13 protein-coding genes are annotated in these 20,197 nt (G+C 55.2%); 6 read left to right on the forward strand and 7 right to left on the reverse strand.

Features of this window, described 5'->3' with window-relative positions; translation table 11 throughout:
• Positions 1 to 517: AraC family transcriptional regulator (locus VK738_06085; protein HTD22201.1), on the forward strand; the 517-nt coding region annotated here is incomplete at its 5' end.
• A gap of 404 nt (positions 518 to 921) precedes the next feature.
• Here VK738_06085 and VK738_06090 read toward each other — a convergent pair.
• The 6 genes from VK738_06090 to VK738_06115 form a co-directional block, all read right to left on the reverse strand.
• Complete coding sequence (locus tag VK738_06090; protein HTD22202.1) at positions 922 to 1,299, reverse strand: VOC family protein; 378 nt, start codon at positions 1,297 to 1,299, stop codon at positions 922 to 924.
• 51 nt (positions 1,300 to 1,350) lie between these two features.
• A complete protein-coding gene (locus VK738_06095) occupies positions 1,351 to 1,851 on the reverse strand; it encodes a DinB family protein (protein ID HTD22203.1) in 501 nt (166 codons plus the stop codon).
• 25 nt (positions 1,852 to 1,876) lie between these two features.
• Positions 1,877 to 3,004 carry an isomerizing glutamine--fructose-6-phosphate transaminase gene (locus VK738_06100; protein ID HTD22204.1) on the reverse strand — a complete coding sequence of 376 codons (1,128 nt, stop codon included), beginning with the start codon at positions 3,002 to 3,004 and terminating at the stop codon, positions 1,877 to 1,879.
• A 220-nt stretch (positions 3,005 to 3,224) separates the two neighbouring features.
• Positions 3,225 to 4,217, reverse strand: coding sequence for an ROK family protein (locus VK738_06105; GenBank protein ID HTD22205.1), 993 nt, complete (start codon positions 4,215 to 4,217; stop codon positions 3,225 to 3,227).
• A gap of 359 nt (positions 4,218 to 4,576) precedes the next feature.
• Positions 4,577 to 8,038, reverse strand: coding sequence for a TonB-dependent receptor (locus VK738_06110; GenBank protein HTD22206.1), 3,462 nt, complete (start codon positions 8,036 to 8,038; stop codon positions 4,577 to 4,579).
• 337 nt (positions 8,039 to 8,375) lie between these two features.
• A complete protein-coding gene (locus VK738_06115) occupies positions 8,376 to 9,449 on the reverse strand; it encodes a LacI family DNA-binding transcriptional regulator (protein ID HTD22207.1) in 1,074 nt (357 codons plus the stop codon).
• A gap of 254 nt (positions 9,450 to 9,703) precedes the next feature.
• Here VK738_06115 and VK738_06120 point away from each other — a divergent pair, with 254 nt between their 5' ends.
• The 4 genes from VK738_06120 (at position 9,704) to pqqE (ending at position 14,806) form a co-directional block, all read left to right on the forward strand.
• Positions 9,704 to 12,412 (forward strand): glycoside hydrolase family 2 protein, encoded by a 2,709-nt coding sequence (locus VK738_06120; protein ID HTD22208.1) that lies wholly within the window; start codon positions 9,704 to 9,706, stop codon positions 12,410 to 12,412.
• A gap of 224 nt (positions 12,413 to 12,636) precedes the next feature.
• The gene (pqqC, locus tag VK738_06125; GenBank protein ID HTD22209.1) at positions 12,637 to 13,398 is read left to right on the forward strand and encodes a pyrroloquinoline-quinone synthase PqqC; all 762 of its coding nucleotides are present in this window, start codon (positions 12,637 to 12,639) and stop codon (positions 13,396 to 13,398) included.
• A gap of 11 nt (positions 13,399 to 13,409) precedes the next feature.
• Positions 13,410 to 13,688, forward strand: a complete 279-nt coding sequence (gene pqqD / locus VK738_06130) for a pyrroloquinoline quinone biosynthesis peptide chaperone PqqD (protein ID HTD22210.1) — start codon at positions 13,410 to 13,412, stop codon at positions 13,686 to 13,688.
• A complete protein-coding gene (pqqE, locus tag VK738_06135; GenBank protein HTD22211.1) occupies positions 13,688 to 14,806 on the forward strand; it encodes a pyrroloquinoline quinone biosynthesis protein PqqE in 1,119 nt (372 codons plus the stop codon). Before pqqD ends, pqqE begins: the two co-directional genes overlap by 1 nt.
• Before the next feature lie 542 nt (positions 14,807 to 15,348).
• Here pqqE and VK738_06140 read toward each other — a convergent pair.
• Positions 15,349 to 18,972, reverse strand: coding sequence for a hypothetical protein (locus tag VK738_06140; protein ID HTD22212.1), 3,624 nt, complete (start codon positions 18,970 to 18,972; stop codon positions 15,349 to 15,351).
• 191 nt (positions 18,973 to 19,163) lie between these two features.
• On the opposite strand from VK738_06140, the gene VK738_06145 reads away from it, so the two are divergent.
• Positions 19,164 to 20,156 carry an aldo/keto reductase gene (locus VK738_06145; protein ID HTD22213.1) on the forward strand — a complete coding sequence of 331 codons (993 nt, stop codon included), beginning with the start codon at positions 19,164 to 19,166 and terminating at the stop codon, positions 20,154 to 20,156.
• Positions 20,157 to 20,197: the final 41 nt, after the last annotated feature.

The raw sequence follows: 20,197 nt of genomic DNA on the forward strand, positions 1-20,197 counted from the left end.
GCTATTTCGTGAATTGTGCAGCAGTTATTTGTTCCAGATCCTGATCCTCTATTTGCGGCGGAGCGATCGGCCTGCGGCAAAGGATGAAGCCCCCACCGAGCGAAAAATGGATGGCGTCATCACCGATGCCGTAAGCCGGCAGGTTCTCGATCTCATCCGCACGCAGCGCGCCCAGGAATTAGACCTGCAACAGATTGCCAACTCGCTGGGGTTATCGAACCGCAGTGTCCACCGGCATTTCAAAGACAGCATGGGCATGCCGCCTATGCGCTACCTGCTGCAATACCGCGTGGAAAAAGCCAAAGACCTGATCCGTTATTCCGACTACGCGCTCAAAGAGATTGCCGAACTGACCGGATTCAAAACCATCCATCATTTCACCCGCGTCTTCCGCGAAGTGACAGGCGTTCCCCCGGCGGCCTGGCGACGCAAGTATTGCCAGGGCATCTGCAAAGACGTATTCATTGACCCTGATTTCTCAAGCGTCATGTGGATGCCCAACCACTCGGGTAAATAAATTCCCGCCATCCCGATTAAGTAGAGCCGGTGGTACGGGCAAAAAGTAGGCGGGAGGGGGATGGCCCCCACCCCACTTGCTAGCAGGTGATTTGAAGTCCCAAAATCGCGTTTGCCCCCTGTCATTACTGGCGAAAAGCGATCCGGGGTGGGGGACTTGCTGGTAGTCCTCGGGGCAGTGGGTAGAGAGTCACAAGAAGATAGCTTCAAGCTCCCACGGCTCGCCGGGGCAGGCGCTGCTCCACGAATTTTCAAAGACCTGAAGGACTACAAAAAGCCCCCGCATTCTTGAATGCGTAGCGTAAACACACGTCTAGCCCAATTATTGCCCGCAGTTTCCGGGAAATCAAGATTTTGATATCAGAGTGATATCACTATATGATCTGAGAATGCGTGTGTCCTCCATTAGCTTTTATGGACGACCTCGAATGAATATCCGTCTGGGTCGAATACATCAGCGGCGTAATATCCTGGATAGTATTCCAGTCGGGCGCGGGGCGAAATATTGTCCCTGGCGCCAGCGGACATTGCGGCTTTGTAGAATTCATCGACCTTATTCTCATTTTCTGCCACGAACCCCCAATGAATAGCCGCTGGATCGGGCTTCCCTTGCTTTATCCAGAAGAACGCCCTTTTGCCATTACCAAATCCCCACAGATCAGGATGACCGTCTTTGCCCTTATACGGCATGAAGAATTTGATATTAAGCGGCTTCAAGGCCGCCTCATAGAAGGTCAGCGAACGTTCGACATCGCTGACAGTCAGAATCATGTGGTCGAGCATTGTTCTCTCCTTCAAATCACAAGGGCTTCAACCGCAAAACCCTCTCCTGATCTAGAACATGCGCCCTTCGTCGGCCGAAGGACCGTACATGCCCGGAATGGGAACATTATTCAACCGTAGAAACACTCCCAACTGCGCGCGATGATGAATCAAGTGGTTCATGACTACGCCGCGAAGCACGGCGGCGCGCGGCATGGAGAGCATGGTTTTGCCCCCGAACTGCAACGACCAGATTTTCTGCAGATGCTCATCGCTAACGCCTGCCAGGGCCTGGCGGGCCTCGGCTGCGTTCTTGTCGAAGGTTTCCAGCAACTCTTTCTGCGTGGACGCTATATAGGGTTTGAGGCCGGGGGTTATGTTCAGCGCGTCCTGCCGGATCGTGTTCACCGCCCAACCCGGAAGTTCGGCCACATGGCTGGCCAGGCGGCCAAGGGTCATGGATTTCTCATGCGGCTTCCAAGTGAATTTGTCTTCGGGCACGCGCTCCAGCAGTTTGCGGGTTCCGGCCATCTCTTGCTCAAATTCGGGCAGCATCATTTCACTGATGGTCATAGGACCTCCGTGAAACAGGATACGCTTATTCCCTGATTACAGCTTTGGCCAGACTGCGGGGGCGATCCACATCAAGTCCCCGGAGAACCGCGATGTGATATGCCAGCAATTGTAGAGGCACGATTTCCAGAATGGAGGAGAGCATATCCGGAGCGGGAGGTATGTAGAGAACGTCATCCACCAGGCCTTCGATGCTTCTATCTCCCTCGCAGGCCAGCGCGATCACCTTCCCTGACCGCCCTTTAAACTCTTTGATATTGGAAACGGTCTTTTCATACCGGATCATGGATTCAGCATCACCGGGGTCGCAGGTGGCAATCACAACCACGACTACGCGTTCGTCAATCAGTGCGAGCGGCCCATGCAGGATCTCTCCTGAGGGGTAACCCTCTGCGTGTATATACGAGACTTCTTTCAGCTTCAGGGCGCCATCCATGGCAATGGCGTAGTGGACGCCGCGACCGGCGAAAAAGAAATCTTCGTGCTTGTAGTATCTGTGTCCCAACTCCTGGCAGCGCTGGTCCAGCTCCAGGACTGATTTAAGTTTTTCCGGAATGCGCTTGAGTTCGGCAATGCACTGTTTGGCATAGTCTGCGGAAATGTTTCCGCGCGCCTCCGCCAAATGAATTGCGAGTATAAACAGCGCGGCGAGCTGCGCGGTAAATGCCTTGGTGGAAGGGACGGAGAGCTCCGGGCCGGCCTTAGTGTGAATGCCCACATCGGCTTCACGCATGATCGAGCATTCCGCGACATTGGAGATGGCCAGCACTTTGGCGCCGCTCTTTTTTGCCTTGCGCATGGCTCCCAGAGTATCGGCGGTTTCACCCGACTGCGTGATCACCAGCATGAGGACCTCAGGACCCAGCACCACCGGCCAATGTTGAAACTCGCTGGCAAATTCAACTTCGGTGGGAATGCGCGCCAGACTTTCCAGCATGAATTTGCCGGCAATGCCGGCGTGGCGGCTGGTGCCCGAGGCTGCGATACAAATTCTGTTCAGCGCCTTGAGCTCATCCAGGGACCATGGTACGCGCTCCATGAAGCCGGCGGCGAGGTCGGGTGAACCTGTCTCCTGGGCGGTTTCCGAGACTGCCAGCGGCTGCTCATAGATTTCTTTGAGCATGTAGTGCTGAAAATGTTTTGGTTGGCTCATACGTTTGCCACATTTCTCTTCAATGCTATATAGCTCTATATATTCTATATTTTTGCTGCCGAGATACCAAATCTTATTCAGTGCTTAATTCGTTGCAGCGGCCAAGCTCGATGAAACCGCTCTTAAAGTCGGGTGAGCGCTTTACCTGGGAGATATTTCTGAAAACTGCTTATGGGCTGCTCATAGCCGCGTTCCTCGCCAATGCTATATAGCTCTCAATTTATATTTTTGCTGCCGGTTCGTAGGATGGCTGTTCGCACAACCAGAGCGCCGCTGAACCCACAATACCGGCATCGGCTCCGTATTTTGCCGCAACCAGCGGAATTTCATGGGCGCGCGGATTGATGCTCCAGTCTGGAATCTTGCGTTGGATGTAGGGAAACCACTCTGTGATGGCTGCTCCGACTCCGCCGCCAATCACAATGACATCGGGTTCGAGCAGATCAACGACGTTGCCCAACCATATGGCAAACAAGTCCGCCGTCTCCCGCAGGACCTCGGTCGCCAACGGGTCTTCTGCCCGCCACGCCTTGACCACGGCTTCGGCCGTGATGCTGCTTGCTTCTCCGCCTGCCGCAGCCAGAATCCTCGCACCGTCTGAACTGGCGGCCAGTTTTTCGCGCGTCCGGACAGCAATAGCAGGCCCCGATGCCAGGCCTTCCATACAACCACGCTTTCCGCATCCACAGCGCACCGGCGCGCGGAAGTCAATGGTCATGTGTCCGCCTTCGGCTGCGCCGCCTGTCCTTCCATAATAGATGCGCTGATTCAAAACGATGGCAGTACCGATGCCGGTCCCAATGGTAACGTAAAAAACCGAGTTGTATTTCGCCCCCGCACCCCAAAGAGCTTCTGCCAGGCCAGCCGAGTTGGCGTCATTATCAAGCCGGCTTGGTATGCGGTAGGTTTTCTGAATTTCAGGAAGCAGCGCAAAATTCTGCCAGCATGGCAGGTTAGGACTGTTTAAGACAATTCCATTATGGAGATCGAGCGGGCCAGGAGAAGAAACTCCAATCGCCCGCAATGCAACGGCCGGGTTGGCCTGCATTACTCCTTCAATTGCATTATGGACGCAGCCCATGGCATCCGATGCACTTCCGCTTGTGTTCATGGGAACACGAAGATTAAATAGCATCTCTCCGTCTGCGTTCACCAATCCCGCAGCCACTTTCGTCCCACCGATATCGACCCCTAAGACCAGCTTTGTTTGCATGCTTCCTCGCGTACAGAGTTCACCGACAGCGATGCTCAACAGCAACATCGCAACTTACACAAGGCTGTGCTGAACGCTGGGTGAGCGAAAAGCGAGCGCTCTTCAACGCAAACTTTTCGTGTGCTCCCGCAAAGCAGGAATGATGGCTCTGCAGTCTCGCTGACAGAGTTGCGGAGCCTTCAGAATCTCGCCACCTCAGAACCGGAACAACCAAGTTACTTCAAAACCCGGGTGGATAGATGAATGTACGCTGGGGGGAGTTCCTGTTTGCGCGTCCCGACCAATCACGCGCAAACAGGTTGCGTACTAGACACTCCACTTAACGGTTACCTTGCATTTCACTCACGAAAATCCCTACCCTAGAAATTGTACTTCAACCCCAGTTGCAGGATGCGCGGTTCGTGGGTGGATAAAACTTGACCAAAAGTCCCACTCTGTGTGCCCAAGTCAATCTGCTGGAAGTTCGTGTGATTGAACACATTGAACGTTTCCAGCCGGAACTGGAAAGCTGAGCCCTCTGTTACCTTGATGTTCTTGAATAACGAGAGGTCCCAACGCTCAACGCCGGGTCCACGAATGCTTCCCCGTCTCTCATTGCCGGGAAGGACAAGACCTGACACCCCAGGATCAACAAAGGCAGCGGTGTTAAACCACTGTTCGGCCGTGTGCGGTGCGTTTACGTTGGGATTGCTGATCTGATTGGGCCGGCCAGCGGCAATACTGCCGAAATTACTGGTGGAATCCGAATTGGCGTTGGGATCAAGCAAGCCCAAGCCTGCCGGATCGGTGATAACGCCGTTTGCCGTCATGAACAGGCCCGACTCATAGGTAATGATTCCCGAGAACTCCCAGCCACCTAGAAGATGCCCGATCACCCCATGCTGCGACTTCATCCAGGGAAATTCATAAATAAAATTTGCGTCGAAGATGTGGCGGCGGTCAAAGTCGGCCGGGCCATACTCGGCGCGCAAGTTCGTGTTTTGCTGTGGTGTGGCAAAGTCGTTGCCGGCATTGGTCAGATCATGCGACCAGGTGTAGTTCAAATTGATCTGCGCGCCGCCACGAAAGCGCTTTTGCAAGCTGGTTTGCAACGCGTGGTAATTCGACTTAAAAATTGGAGAAGAAACGTTGATGGCTCCGTATCCCTGGAACGGGCGCACGCGGTTAAGCACACCCGTATTGGAAGCAGTAATAGGATTCGTAGCCCCGGTGATAGCGGTCTCGGACGGGGCCAGATACGCTCCTGCGAGCGGCTGGTTGATGTCCACAATCCCAATCAAGTGTCTGCCCGCGCTGCCGTAATAGCCGACATCGAGGATGAATCTCATCGGCAACTCCTGCTGCACATCCAAACTCCACATCTCCGTGTAAGGCAGGTGCCAGCGAGTGGCAACGCCCTTTACGAATTCCGGGCTGGTGTTCGGATTGGGTGCTGCTCCTGCTGGATTATCGAATGTAGTGTTGCTGATGCTGACTTTGCCCACAAAGGGCGGGTTGATGAACAGGTTGTTTTCCAGGAAGCCGATTGCAGGCGCGTCATAGAACATGCCGAAGCCGGTGCGGATAGAGGTCTTGCCGTTGCCGAAGGGATCCCAGGCCAAACCAAAACGCGGAGCAAAATCTCCGAATGTCTGCCGTGCCACCGCATGACCGAATGGTGATGGCTGCGAGGCATCCGCAACTGGGCTCAGGCCGGTGATAATCAATCCATTGTTAGGCTGTCCTGTTCCCGGAACGAGGGCCCCGGTCGGGTCAAGCTGTGGCGCCAGGCCCGGATTATAAAAAGCCGGGTAGAAGTTCGTCGCGCGCCCGAGGTCATCAACCGGCTGGCCGTAGTACGTGTAACGCACCCCATAAGTCAGCGTCAGGTTGCGCAGAAGACGAAATTCATCCTGTGCATAGGCCTCCAGTGTGTGCTGCCGGATCTTGTTGTGGAAGTCTTGCTGCGCCTGGTTAAACGTCTGCACGTTCCCTAACAGGAAACTGGCCCACTCCTGCTGAGGCGTCGCAAGCAAACTGTTGGGATCTACACTGAAGAAACCGAAGCTGCCATTGCTGGGGTTTCCGCCGGCATCATTTTCATTTTTTTGATAGCGGCTGTAAGAGAAACCCACTTTCACCGTGTGCTTCCCCAGCACCCAGGTCAGGTTGTCAAACCAATTGTGGTTGATATTGAAATCACGATACGGCCCAAAGCCGGCTAGACCGCTGAGGCTGCCGAAGGCCAGATTGGGAATGCGCGGCAGCGGCGAGGCAAACGGTAATTGGATGGCCTTCACCACATCGGGCGAATTGGCGAACGTGCTCGTACCCACAGGATTAGAAACAATTCCACCCGAAGACCATGAATAACCCATCTCATTGAGCACGGTGGGCTTGATGGTCCAAGTCCCCCGAACCAAGAGGTTCTTGCCGGGTGAATTCGTCTGGCTGGTGGCATAACCCAAAACATTGGTAAAGCCAAACAAGCCGGCCGGGTTGACGGTCGGAATGTCATCATGCATCCAGCGCCCGGTCACCATCAGCTTAGGCGAGAAGGTGTGGTCAACCCGAATGAGTTCCTGCCGGTAGTTGAACTGGTTCTTGCCGCTCATGGTGAGCTTGTCGCCTATTGGGTCTTGCGGCAGAGGAATATGCGAATAGATGTCTTTTAGATAAGCAACTGCCGCGGGATTAAAGCTCGCCGGGCTGATGATGCCAGTTGGGTTGGTAGTCAGACAGTTTCCATTGGCATCGTAGCTTGTGCATATCGTCAGCGGCGCGCCGGTTGCATCAGTAAATATTCCCTTACGCTCATTCGCATTGGGGACGGTGACCAGCGTAGTACTCGAAGTGATAATCCGCCTCACCTCCTCGGAAAAGAAGAAGAAGGTCTTGTTCCTCTCGGCGTTGTAGTGTCCCGGAATAAAGATTGGACCACCGAACGTTCCGCCAAAGTCGTTATACCGTAACGGAGGACGCGACAGACGCTGGGTTGGATCTGCAAAGTGCTGGTTCAGGTAGCGGTTTGCGTTCAACACGTCATTACGGAAGAATTCGTAGAGTCCGCCATGGAACTTGTTGCCTCCCGAACGGGTGATGATGTCAATTTCTCCGCCGGCCCCGCGCCCGTACTCCGGGCTGTAGAGACTGCGCAATACTTTGAATTCGGCGATGGCATCCACGCTGGGAAAGTTGAGCAGGCTGAAGTTGCCGCCGCGGTCTACGTTATCGGCGCCGTCAATGGTCCAGTTATTTTGCGAGAAGCGGCTTCCGTTAATGGAAAAGTCAATCTCATTGGTTCCGCCGCCTGGGGTTTCCACGCCCACAAAGATCGTGTCCGACACTGCGGACGAGACTCCTGGCATCAGGGCAACCATCTCTTCATAGTTGCGGGCGCTGAGCGCGAGTTCCCGAATCTGGGTGCCGTCAATCAGGCCGCCTGCGGTGGGCGACTGTGTTTCTACCTGAAGCGCATTGGCTTCTACCGTCACCACCTCCTGCACGCTGCCCGGAGACAACACTGCATTGACTGCCAACCGGTCGCTTACGTTGAGCTCAATGCCAGTCTTGCTGAAGGTCTTGAAGCCTTGGGCAGCTACGGAAACCGCATAGTGTCCCACCGGCAGCAACGGGGCTACGTAGTAGCCATTGTTGTCGGTTGTCGTTGTGCGCAGCACCGCATTCCGGTCCGTGTTGGTGACCGTAACCTTCGCATGGGGGATTATGGCATTGCTGGTATCGGTTACCGTGCCTAAAATACTCCCCGTAACTTCCTGGGCCATCAATGTGCAAGCGCTCAGGAACAATAGAATGAGAATCGCAATTGCTTTACGTTGCATATAAAACCCCTCCCGCGAAAAAATGTAAGACAGTGACTCCAGTGCTTCACCGCTCCCCCGGGCAATAGTTAAACCCATTTATTAAAACGATTAACTATAGCTTTTGTCAAGGGAAAAAGTATCGGGGGCAGGACTCCGCCCTCTTCGTGAATGACACCACGGTATGGCCGGGCGAATTACTGCCCTGAACCTAGGGATGAGCCTTGCCTCCAAGAGCCCATTGAGATAGAGGCAGCATAGGGCTGAAGAATTAGGCTGTCAAGAAACTTTGGTAACCTTGACGGGAAATCGATACCTATGATTCCCATTTTAGAAAAGCCCAAAAAGGGAAGATCAATTAGGAGGAAACTGCGCGCGTAGATTCTCGGACCACAAGCTCCGGCATGATTTTGTGGTGGATCACGGCGTATTCGCGGCGTTCGAAACTGGCACGGATGGCTTCAATCACAGTCTCGACCGCGGTCGTGCCCATGGCTTCCATAGGCTGGCGGACCGTAGTCAACGCAGGCATGGAAAACGCGGCTGGAAGAATATCATCAAACCCTATCACTGAACATTGCTCCGGCACTTTAATTCCCAGCCGCGTCAGGGTGCGAATGCATCCCAGCGCAGTCATGTCGTCGAATGCCATGATCGCGGTGAAAGGCTTCTTGCGCCGCAGCAGCTCTTCGGTAGCTTTCGAGCCTCCCTCAAAGCCTGAGTTCGGTTCGCGCAGGTCGGGCAGCTCCAGCACCAGGCGGGGGTCAATTTCCAGTCCCACTGAGCTTGCAAAAGTGCGTATCCCTTTCCATCGCCGGCTGCTGTCGGCCAGCATCTTGGGGCCGCGGATGAACGCAATCTTACGGTGCCCGAGTGAGTGCAGGTGCTGCAAGGCCCACTGCGCTCCGGTTTCATCATCGGTGAGTACCGAGCCGATGGCGCCGCGCTGCAAATCGTAACCCAGCACTACGGTTGGGATCTCGCGTTTTTCCAAATCAGCCAGCAGGTTGATATCAACGTACATCCAGTTGGCAACCACGATAAGTCCTTCGACCCGGCGTTCCAGCAACATCTCCAGATAACGCTCAAAACGAACCCGGTCATTATGGGCATCGGCCAGGATCGGAACATACGAGGCGCGGTAAAGAGAGTTTTCAATCCCCCGCAAGATCGGTACGCAAAATGGGTCCGTGAGATCGAGCACCATCACTCCCAGAGTATGGTTTCGGCTGCTGCGCAGCGAGCGTGCCAACTGGTTAGGGCGGTATCCCAGCTTCTTGGCCGTCTTCTCAATCTTTTCTTTGGTCTGCGATGGAATGTAGCGCGCCAGCGGGGCCTGATTCAGGACGATGGAAACCGTAGCCGCCGAGAAACCGCTCTCCCGGGCCACATCACGAATCGTGGTGGTTCCTTTTGCTTTTCGCAGGTTCACTGGAAGTTAATTAGCGTAACACAGCCTGACAAACCAGATTGTATGCTTTTTCTCTGCGTGAGCCAGTCCTGCTTAGGGCTATATCTTCACGCCGCAGATTCTCATTGTGCGCGTATTTGTGTTAGGCTTCGCTTGACATCAGGCTTTATAGTTCCGATAGAACTAAACCGATTTAATAGAGTATTAATTGCTGCCACTTAAGATCGCCCTCAGACGAAGGCAGCCTTGGCGGTCTTTATATCATGGAGAGAACAATGCCACGCTTACGATGGTTTCCTTTTTGGTTCATCTTCGTTTTAATATTCGGCGCCTTAGTTCCTGTGGCCTCGGCTTCAACCCCGGCTGCGCCCAGACTGCTTCTTCACCTGAATTGGTGGATCCAATCTTCTTGCCTGGCCTACGGTAACGGTGAACAGATCTCACTTCCCGGATACCACCCTGCAAGCTGGCATCCGGCAGAAGTTCCGACTACCGTATTGGCGGCGCTGGTGGCCGATAAAACCTACCCTGATCCGTATTTCGGTACAAATCTGAGGTCCATTCCCGGCACTTCGTATCCGGTCGCCAAAAATTTTGCCCATCTCCCCACGCCCGAAGACAGCCCTTATCACTGTTCCTGGTGGTATCGCACTGAATTCAAGGTTCCCGCTGATTATCAAAAGAAAAATTCATGGTTGAACTTCGCCGGAATCAACTATCACGCCAACATTTGGCTTAACGGGAAAAAAATCGCCGACGCCGCCCAGATAGCCGGCGCCTTCCGTGCTTATGAATTTGAGGTGCATCAAGAGATTCATCCGGGAGAGACCAACGCTCTCGCGGTTGAGGTCTTTGCGCCGGAACCAGGCGATTTGGCCATCAACTGGGTGGATTGGAACCCGATGCCCGCCGATAAAAATATGGGCGTGTGGCGGGATGTTTCTCTGACCGCGACCGGTCCGGTTTCAATTCGGCATCCGTTCATCAAGAGCCAGGCCGCCCCGTCGCTCGATTCGGCTGCTCTCTCTCTTACTGTGGAAGTCCGCAACGCCTCCGACCAGCCCGTAACGGGAACACTGAAAGCGGCTTTCGGCCAAGTTACTCTTCAGCAACAGGTCGAGTTTGCACCCTCGGAAGTGAAGTTGATAACGCTTACGCCTGATGCATTTCCGCAATTGAAACTTGCTCATCCCCGGCTCTGGTGGCCCTACCAGATGGGTGAGCCAAATTTGTATTCCGCTCATCTTCAATTTGAAGTTGATGGCAACGTATCGGACGAAGCCGACTTTCACTTCGGCATTCGTGAGATCACATCTGAGCTTACCGACAAGGGAAACCGTCTCTTCCGCATTAATGGACGCAAACTGCTCATCCGCGGCGGCGGCTGGTCGCCCGACATGCTCTGGCGGCAACCCAAGCAACGCCTGCGCGATCAGTTTCGTTACGTCCGGCATCTGCACTTAAATACCATCCGACTGGAAGGCAAGATAGAAACCGAAGACTTCTTCAACCTGGCTGATGAAGAAGGCATCTTGGTGATGGCCGGCTGGTGTTGTTGCGATATCTGGGAGCAGTGGAATAAATGGCAGCCGGAAACTCATCCTATAGCTGTCGAATCACTGCGCAGCCAATTGTTACGTCTGCGCTCGCATCCCAGTCTGCTGGTGTGGCTCTATGGAAGCGATGGGCCTCCGCCGGCAGACGTCGAAAAAGAATACCTGCAAGTTATACAGGATACGCTCTGGCCCAACCCAACCCTCTCCTCGGCTTCGGCTGAGCCCACTTTGGTCAGCGGGGTCTCAGGGGTCAAGATGTCTGGACCTTATGACTATGTCCCGCCCTCGTACTGGCTCAATGCTACTGCGGCGGGCACGCTCAAGTTAGGCGGAGGCTTCAGCTTCAACACAGAGACCAGTCCAGGCCCGGCGATTCCCACACTGGAATCGCTGAAAAAGATGCTGCCTGCAGATCACCTGACGCCAGGAGACAGTGTTTGGAACTTTCACGCCGGCAGCCAGGAGTTCTCCAATACCAAAATTTACGATGATGCCATGAAGGCCATTTATGGCCCTCCCTCAGACCTCGATGATTACCTCAGGAAATCGCAAGCCATGGCCTACGACGGAGAGCGTGCCATGTTCGAGGCCTATGGCCGCAACAAGTACACCTCTACTGGCGTCATTCAATGGATGCTTAACAACGCCTGGCCCTCCCTCATCTGGCACCTCTATGACTATTACCTGCAACCCGCAGGCGGTTACTTCGGTACGCGAAAGGCCAACGAACCGCTGCATGTGCAGTACTCCTACGACGACCGCAGCGTGGTGGTGGTGAACAGCCAGTATCAACCGTTTTCCGGATTGAAAGTTGCTGCCGAAGTTTATGACTTCGACCTTAAGCAAAAATTTTCTAACCAAGCCAATGCCGATGTTCCTGAAGACAGCAGCACGCGCATCTTCGTCATACCCGAAACCGCGCTCAATACCAGCCCGGTAACATTTGTGAAGCTTGCGCTGCGCGATGCTGCCGGTCGCACGGTTAGCTCCAATTTTTACTGGCTTTCGGCCAAGACTTCTTCTTTCGACTGGGAAAAAACCACCTTCTTCTATACTCCTTCTCCTGTCTATGAAGATTTCACGGCCTTGAACCGTTTATCGCCGGTCAAGCTGGAAGCTGCTGCTGATCTTGCTTTAGCCCATAACGACGGTACGGTAACCGTCCGTGTGAAAAATCCCAGTAAGCAGCTTGCCTTCCAGGTTTGTCTGCAGGTTCTGCAAAAGGATGGCGACAAAGAGATACTTCCCGTCCTCTGGGATGACAATTACTTTTCGCTTCTGCCGGGTGAATCCAGGGTGGTCACGGCCACATTGGAGCAGTCACAACTGCAGCATGTTCAGCCTGAAATTAAAGTGAGCGGATGGAACATTGTTCCGCAGGAAAAGCTCATATCAGCTTCTGGACATCCCCAGGAGAAAAAGAAGTGATAATTTCTGGGATCACCGGTTTAATGGAACGGTTGATTGAGTTAATTTATGACGTTAAAGCTTGCTTGATTGAGGGCGACGAACTATTATCTGTAGGCTCTAATTTCAAACCATGGAGGCAACAAAACAATATGACTTGGGAAAAACCGCAATTTGAAGAAATTCTGCTCAACTGCGAAATCAACTCCTACGCGCCCGCGGAGCTTTAAACTTCTGCATCGCGCGTGAAGAACTTGGAGTTAACAACTGCAGGCGATTGCGAACTGCTCTCTCTGGAAGAGCTGCGAGCTGCGCTGCGCAAAGTGGGCGAAGAGCGTTATCATCACCGCCATCCTTTCCACTTGCTGATGCATGAAGGCGGCCTGAGCCGCGGACAATTGCAGGCTTGGGCGTTGAATCGTTACTACTATCAGAGCCGCATCCCTATAAAAGATGCCATTATCCTCTCGCGCAGCGAGGACCGCGCCTTCCGGCTCGCATGGCGCAAGCGCATCGTAGATCACGACGGCGACTCTGCCAGCGACGGAGGCATTCTGCGCTGGCTCAAGCTGGCTGAAGCTACCGGCCTTGATCCGGATCGGGTTGCACGGGGAGAAGAAGTTCTGCCTGCAACTCGCTATGCCGTGAATGAGTATTTGAACATCGTGAAGAACCGTACGTTGCTCGAAGCGGTGGCTTCTTCGCTGACCGAAATGTTTTCCAAAGACCTTATTACACTGCGCATGGAGCGCCTGCGCGAGCACTATCCATGGCTCACTGGGGGTCTCGATTATTTCCAGGCCCGGCTTCATCAGGCCCCCGAAGATGCGCACTTCGCTGTGCAGTATGTGTATGAGCACGCGCAAACTCGTGCCCAGCAGGAGCTGGCCGTCACCGCCCTGCGCGACAAATGTGACATCCTATGGGCGCAACTGGATGCGCTTTACTTTGCCTATGTGCAACCCGGATGGCCACCTCCCGGGGCATTCCGTATCCAGGAGTCTTAAAGAGTTTCTTCATGGCTTTTCCAACCGATTCCGCTCAGCCACGACTCGCCCCCGGTTGCCGCTGGGGCAACAGCGGAGAAGACGATAAGGTGCTGCTCTTTCCTGAAGGCGCTCTTCGCTTGCAAGGCACCGGACAAAAGATCGTGGAGCTTTGTGATGGGCAACGTACGTTCTTAGAAATTGTTGGCGCTCTGCAGACCCACTACAACGCCTCTGACGCAACCCAAATCCGGCAGGATATCGCCAGCTTCCTCGAACAACTGCAGCGAAAGCGAATCGTAGATTACTGATGCTGCCCAATCCACTCGCGCTCATCGCGGAAGTTACGCACCGCTGCCCGCTCCACTGTGTTTACTGCTCTAACCCATTGGAAATGACGGCGGCGAAGCTGGAGTTGCCAACTGAAGCCTGGCTGCGCGTATTTAACGAAGCTGCACAGATGAAGCTTCTGCACCTTCACCTTACCGGAGGCGAACCGCTGGCGCGGGCAGACCTGAAAGAGCTTATTGCCGGGGCCCACGCGGCAGGCCTTTACACGAACTTAATTACTTCCGGCATCGGCCTGACCGAACCTCGTCTGGCAGCGCTGATCGAAGCCGGGCTGGACCACATCCAACTCAGCTTTCAAGATTCACGCGAAGACGCCGCCAACTGGATTGCCGGCACACGCGCTCATGCCCACAAGCTGGAGCTGGCAGGAATCATCCGCAAACACAAGGTCGCTTTCACTATCAATCTGGTGGTGCACCGCCAGAACCTCGACCACCTGGACGAGATGATCGCTTTGATCGAAGTGCTGTCTCCTGATCGCATGGAGATCGCCCACGCCCAGTATTACGGCTGGGCCCTTGAGAACCGCGCTGCCCTGATGCCGACGCGGGAGCAACTGGAAAATTCCGTGAAGGTAGTTGATGAAGCGCGCGAGCGTCTTCAGGGCCGTATCCGCATTGATTCCGTTACACCTGATTACTACGCACGCTATCCCAAGGCCTGCATGGGTGGCTGGGGACGCCGCCTGATGCTCATTGATCCGGCGGGCAAGGCGCTTCCCTGCCACGCGGCCGGAGTGATTCCGGGTTTGCAGTTTGATAATGTGCGCGAGCGTTCGCTCGAATGGATCTGGCAGGAGTCGCCGGCGTTCCAGCAATTCCGTGGCGAGTCATGGATGCAGAAGCCTTGCCGCAGTTGCGACCGCCGGATGGAAGACTTCGGCGGCTGCCGCTGCCAGGCTTTTCTGTTGGCCGGCGATGCGGCTGCAACCGATCCGGTTTGCTCGCTATCGCCGACGCATCACCTTGTAGAAACAACCCTGTTGCAGATGAATACCGAGCGGCTGCCGGTCTCGAAACCTATAAGCGTTGCACAACCGCAAACTGCTTCCTGGCTCTACCGGATAAACCCGGCGTAACGCGAGCACTCGGCGCTCAGCAATCAGCCAATACGATTTCGTTCCTGAGGGCGGTCAGGCTGCCCTTTATCATTTAGTAATCTTCGGCTGCTGGCTTTCGGGGTGCATGAAGCTTGGCCAGCCCACACTTGCTGCAAGTGGTTGTAACCTCTTAAAACCGCGTGATCGCCGCGTATTTGCTGGGGAGAGTCGTGTCGCGGTGAGGTACTTGCTGAGTAGCCTCGGGTGTTTACTGGATAGATATCATCTTAGTGCTGAGAGAAGGGGCGCTGCTGAAAGGAGCGGCTGGTCACACAATTTCAGATGTTCTGCGTCGAATTTTCAAAGAACCTTCAGGGCTTGGTTATTCCAAGGCTTCGCAGCCGAAACGAGGGCTGCACTAGCCTCCCAAAATCTCACCTTGCCCAGGCATCCCGGGATGCTGAATACACTTCCAGGGACAATGATAATCCATACTCTCTCAGGAGTTAAGAGTTTGGTACCAGAATGGGACCACGAACAAGGGATGATCGTATGGCTCGGTCTAACTTTATAGGGTCCACCTAGTAAGAAAACGGCTTGGGCCACAGGCGGGCTTTGCTGTTGGCTGTGGCCGTTGCGCCGCCGGAATCGTTGATGGTCACCGTCACATTCCATGCACCGACTTTGGTGTAGGCATGCGTGCCGATCACGTTATAGTTTTGACCGCCGGTTGAGACTGCTGTTCCTGTGCTGGGTGCGGTTCCGTCACCCCAATCAATACTGGTGGTAGAAAAGTGGCTCGGCAGGCCGCTTGGATCGCCATCGGTAAAGCTCGCCACAACGAGCGGAACAGCCTTCCCTAAACGCACGTGCAAGTTGCGCCCGGTTACATTGGTGAGGGCATAATCCGCCTGCTGGCAGGCGGAAAACTCTGAAGTGTTGTTCGAGGGATCGGTTGCGGTTGCGCTGAGAGATCCTGAGCCTATGAGCGAGGTCGAGAAGCTGAAACTCAGCGGAGCATTGCCGCTCCCATCGGTGGTAACAGCGCTGGTGTGAAGCAGGTTCAATCCCTGGCCGTGGCCGGAGGGGTCGCATGCCATGTTGCCAAAGAACTCGACATGGAAGGTCGTGTTCGGCGTGCTGTTCAAAGTTCCAGTGACGTTGGTTGTGCCGGCGCTGGATAGGGCGCTCGTCAGCACCGGGTAGTTTTGCAGGTTGTTCGGACCGGTATGCGGACCGCCCGGCGTATTGGCTGTGACCCCATCGTCGTTGAGATCAATTCCCAATCCGGTATTGGAAAAAATGGCGTTAGTCTCAATAGCATTTCCGGTTGAGCCGGGGCCGGTCACCACAACTCCTTTTGCATTAAACGCTATGACATTGCCGGAGAGGACTCCGATGGCGTTGCCGGCTGCGCCCGAGTCAACCCTGACTCCATTCCCGTGGTTACCCACGGAGCCCATGTTGTTGACGTCCGTGCCGATGTAGTTACCTTGCACCGCATTTCCGGTCGTGCCTGTATTGGAGATCGCCACGCCATGCCCGAGGTTTCCCGAGATCAGGTTACGAGCTGCAGCCGTGGACCCGCCAATCGTGTTATTGGTTGCGCCGACTGAGATATAGACGCCATTGCTACCGTTACCAAGGGCCGCCAAGCCGCTTGCGTTCGTGCCAATCAAGTTGCCTTGTACGGTGTTCGCAGTTGTGCCGACGCCGTAGAGGTCTATTCCGTACTGGAAGTTGCCGGAGATGACATTTCCCGTCCCCGGTCCTGTACCCCCAATGAGGTTGTTGCTGCCACCGGCAATTCTCACGCCTGGTCCGATATTGCCCAGGGCGGTGGTCCCGGAAACATCAGTTCCAATAAAGTTGCCCTCTATAAGATTGGAATTGCCGTTGACGATGAGAATACCGTCAGCATAGGCAGCAATAATATTGCGCGCGGCCGCTGTTGTGCCGCCGATGGTGTTGTTACTGGCGCCTCCGGTGATGTACACCCCACTGCCGCTGCTGGCGCCGGCGCCGGCAGTCCCGCTGGCATTTGTGCCGAGAAAGTTGCCCTGCACGAAGTTTCCAGTAGTGCCCCCGCCGTCGAGGTGTATGCCATCGCCGTTATTGTAGGAAATAACGTTCCCCGCACCGGGAGTTGTGCCTCCGATGGTGTTGCCGTTTGCGCCGCCAATAATGTAAACGCCGATGCTGTTGGCGTTCCTGCCGCTCCCCGCAGCATCGGTGCCAATAAAATTGCCTTGCACCAGGTTTCCGCTCGTACCGGCACCGTTGAGCGTAACGCCGGTGCTAGTATTGCCGGAGATAATGTTGCGCGCCGCCGGGTTCGTACCTCCAATCGTGTTGTTGCTTGTGTTGTTGAGCAGGAGCACGCCGTTGCTGTTGGCAATCGCGCCATTCCCCGCAGGATTCGTGCCAATGAAATTGCCGAATACCTGATTGTTGCTGGTGCCGGGATCGCTGATGCTGATCCCCGCGCCGGCATTGCCGGAAATCACGTTCCCTGCGCCCGCACCCAGGCCGCCAATGATATTGCTGGCGGCGCCGTTGTTGAGCAGCACGCCATTGGGAGTATTGCCGACCGAGGCCGTCCCTGCGGCATTGACGCCGATGAAATTGCCTTCCACCGTGTTTCCGCTCGTCCCGAGGCCGTTGATGAGGACCCCATTGCCTCCATTCCCAGAGATAACATTGCGCGCACCTGCGCTCGTGCCGCCGATGGTATTGCTGCTCGTGGCGTTTTGCAGGACCAGACCCGTGGTGTTGGGTATCGCGGCTGCACCCGCGGCATTGGTCCCAATAAAGTTCCCCTGGATGAGGTTGCTGCCGGTGGACACATCAGAGATGACAATGCCAGCTCCCACATTACCGGAAATCACGTTCCCTGAACCTAACGCCGAGCCTCCAATGGTGTTGTTGCTTGCGCCGTTGTTCATCAGCATGCCATTCTGACTATTGCCCAGCGCACCTGTCCCCGCAGCATTGCTGCCGATGAAATTACCTTGCACTATGTTTCCCGTCGTTCCCCCACCCGTGATAACGACCCCGTTAAGCCCGTTCCCGGAAATAACGTTGCCTGCTCCCGCGCTCGCGCCCCCTACAATATTGTTGGCTGCGCCCGATTGGATGCGCACTCCGTCGGCAGCATTGGCAATAGCAGCCATGCCGCTAACGTCGGTGCCAATATAGTTGCCTTCCACTGTGTTCCCGTTCGTGCCCAGTCCCGCGATTTGGATTCCGAAAAGAGCATTTCCGGAAATCACATTGCGCGCCGCAACCGTCGCCCCCCCGATCACGTTGTTGAATTGACCGCTGGAGATAAGCACCCCGTCTCCACCATTGGCCAGGGCGGCATTGCCGGCCGCATTGGTTCCGATAAAATTTCCCGTAATGGTATTGTTACCACTTTGCAGCGCAATTCCACCTTGCGAGAAGCGGTTAATCACCAGCCCGCGCACCGTGGTATTCCCCGCCTGAATTGAAAGGCCGACGACGCTCGGTCCGGCACTGGTGCCATTGAGTTCTATGAGAGGCGCATTGGGAGCCCAGCCGGGCTGGCTGGTTCCATCAAGAACCCCGGGATGCGTCATTACGGGAAGCGGCGAGAGCGGTGTGATGGTGTGAACTCCTACACCGGGAATATTGAAGGTGATGCTGGTCAAGTTTACATTTGCATTGAAATCGAGAATTGCCTGCCGCAGCGAGCCCGCCCCGGAATCGTTGGTGTTGGTGACTACCGGGTTGATCAATACAGTTCCCGTCATAGAGTTCAAATGGACCGAGCAGTAGTAAGGGAACTTATTGCCCCCGCCAAATGAGGTAATCACGACCGGAGTGAAGGTAACTGAAAATGTAAATGTCGGAGAATGAACGCCCGAATCCCAGGTGCTGTTAGTTGTGCAGCCAGGTGAACAGTTCCCACCGGTGGTTGAGTGCGGGCTGCCCACCCAATTCCATTGCACCGTGTCGCCCACATTGATGACGGTGGTGCTGGTGCCACTCACCTGGTCCACAAAATTCGTCCCGCCCTGCCCCACGTTGACCATCCGCGTAGCTGCCCGGGAGAGTGAAGAGAGCGAAACGAAAAACAGCACAGTAAGCGCCAGCAAATAGCAGTGACGTCTCGTCGGTCGTCCTGTGGGCGTCTCGCCCACAGACTTTAATTTCGATAGAGAGACAAAGTTCGTTAGCTTCATAGCTCCTGCTGGGCAGACACAATCAGACTCACGCCGCAAAATTTTTGTGGCTGAACGAAGGGAGGTAGGGCTGCAACTATATCGGAAAGGCTTGCCTGCTTGCAAGCAAGCCTCGGTTGATTCCCAGATGAATCAGCTTATTGAAAAAAAGTGACCGAAGGCAGGCGCGGCCATCTAAATCGGGTATGAGCATGCAAAAAGTAAAGCTTGGTTCACAAGGCGCAATCGTCTCCCGCATGGGACTCGGTTGCATGGGAATGAGTGAGTTCTATGGCGAGCGCAACGATGAGGAGTCGGCCTCGACCATCCTGCGGGCGCTGGATCTGGGGATCAACTTTCTGGATACGGCGGACACATACGGCATTGGCGACAACGAGGAGCTGGTCGGCAAGACGATCCGCGGGCGGCGGGATGAGGTCTTTCTCGCGACCAAGTTTGCTAACATCCGCACCAAGGATAATCCCACGTACTGGGCAATCAGCGGCAAGCCGGAGTATGTGCGCGCGGCCTGCGATGCTTCGCTGAAACGGTTGGGGATAGACCACATTGATCTCTACTACCAGCACAGGGTGGACCCGCAGACTCCGATTGAAGACACCGTCGGCGCAATGGCGGAGCTGGTGAAGGCGGGCAAGGTGAAGTACCTGGGACTGTCGGAGGCATCGCCGGCGACCATAAGGCGGGCGCACAAGGTGCATCCCATTACGGCGCTGCAGACGGAATATTCGCTGTGGGAGCGGCATGTGGAAGAACAGATTCTGCCCACGGTGCGCGAGCTGGGTATCGGATTTGTGCCGTATAGCCCGCTGGGGCGCGGGTTCCTGACCGGTGCGATCACCAAGCCGGGCGACATCAGCGAGACCGACTCGCGAGCGCAGCGCTTTCCGCGCTTTGCGGCTGAGAACTTCAGCAAGAACCAGATGCTGGTGGAGCGGGTGAGAGCGATTGCCGCGCGCAAAGGCGTGAAGCCCGGGCAGTTGGCGCTGGCGTGGGTGTTGGCGAAAGGCGATGATCTGGTGCCGATCCCGGGAACCAAGCGAAGAAAGTATCTGGAAGAGAATGCAGCTGCGGCGGAAATCAAGTTGACCTCCGCTGAAGTAAGGGAGCTGGAAGCTGCGGTTCCGCAAAATGAGATTGTGGGCGATCGCTACGCTGCCGCGAATATGAAGGCGATTGACCGCTAAACCGCCTCCTCCGCGTTTGTCCTCAAGACCCCAAGCGTAGC

The organism is Terriglobales bacterium, assembly GCA_035487355.1.
Classification (GTDB): domain Bacteria; phylum Acidobacteriota; class Terriglobia; order Terriglobales; family Acidobacteriaceae; genus QIAW01.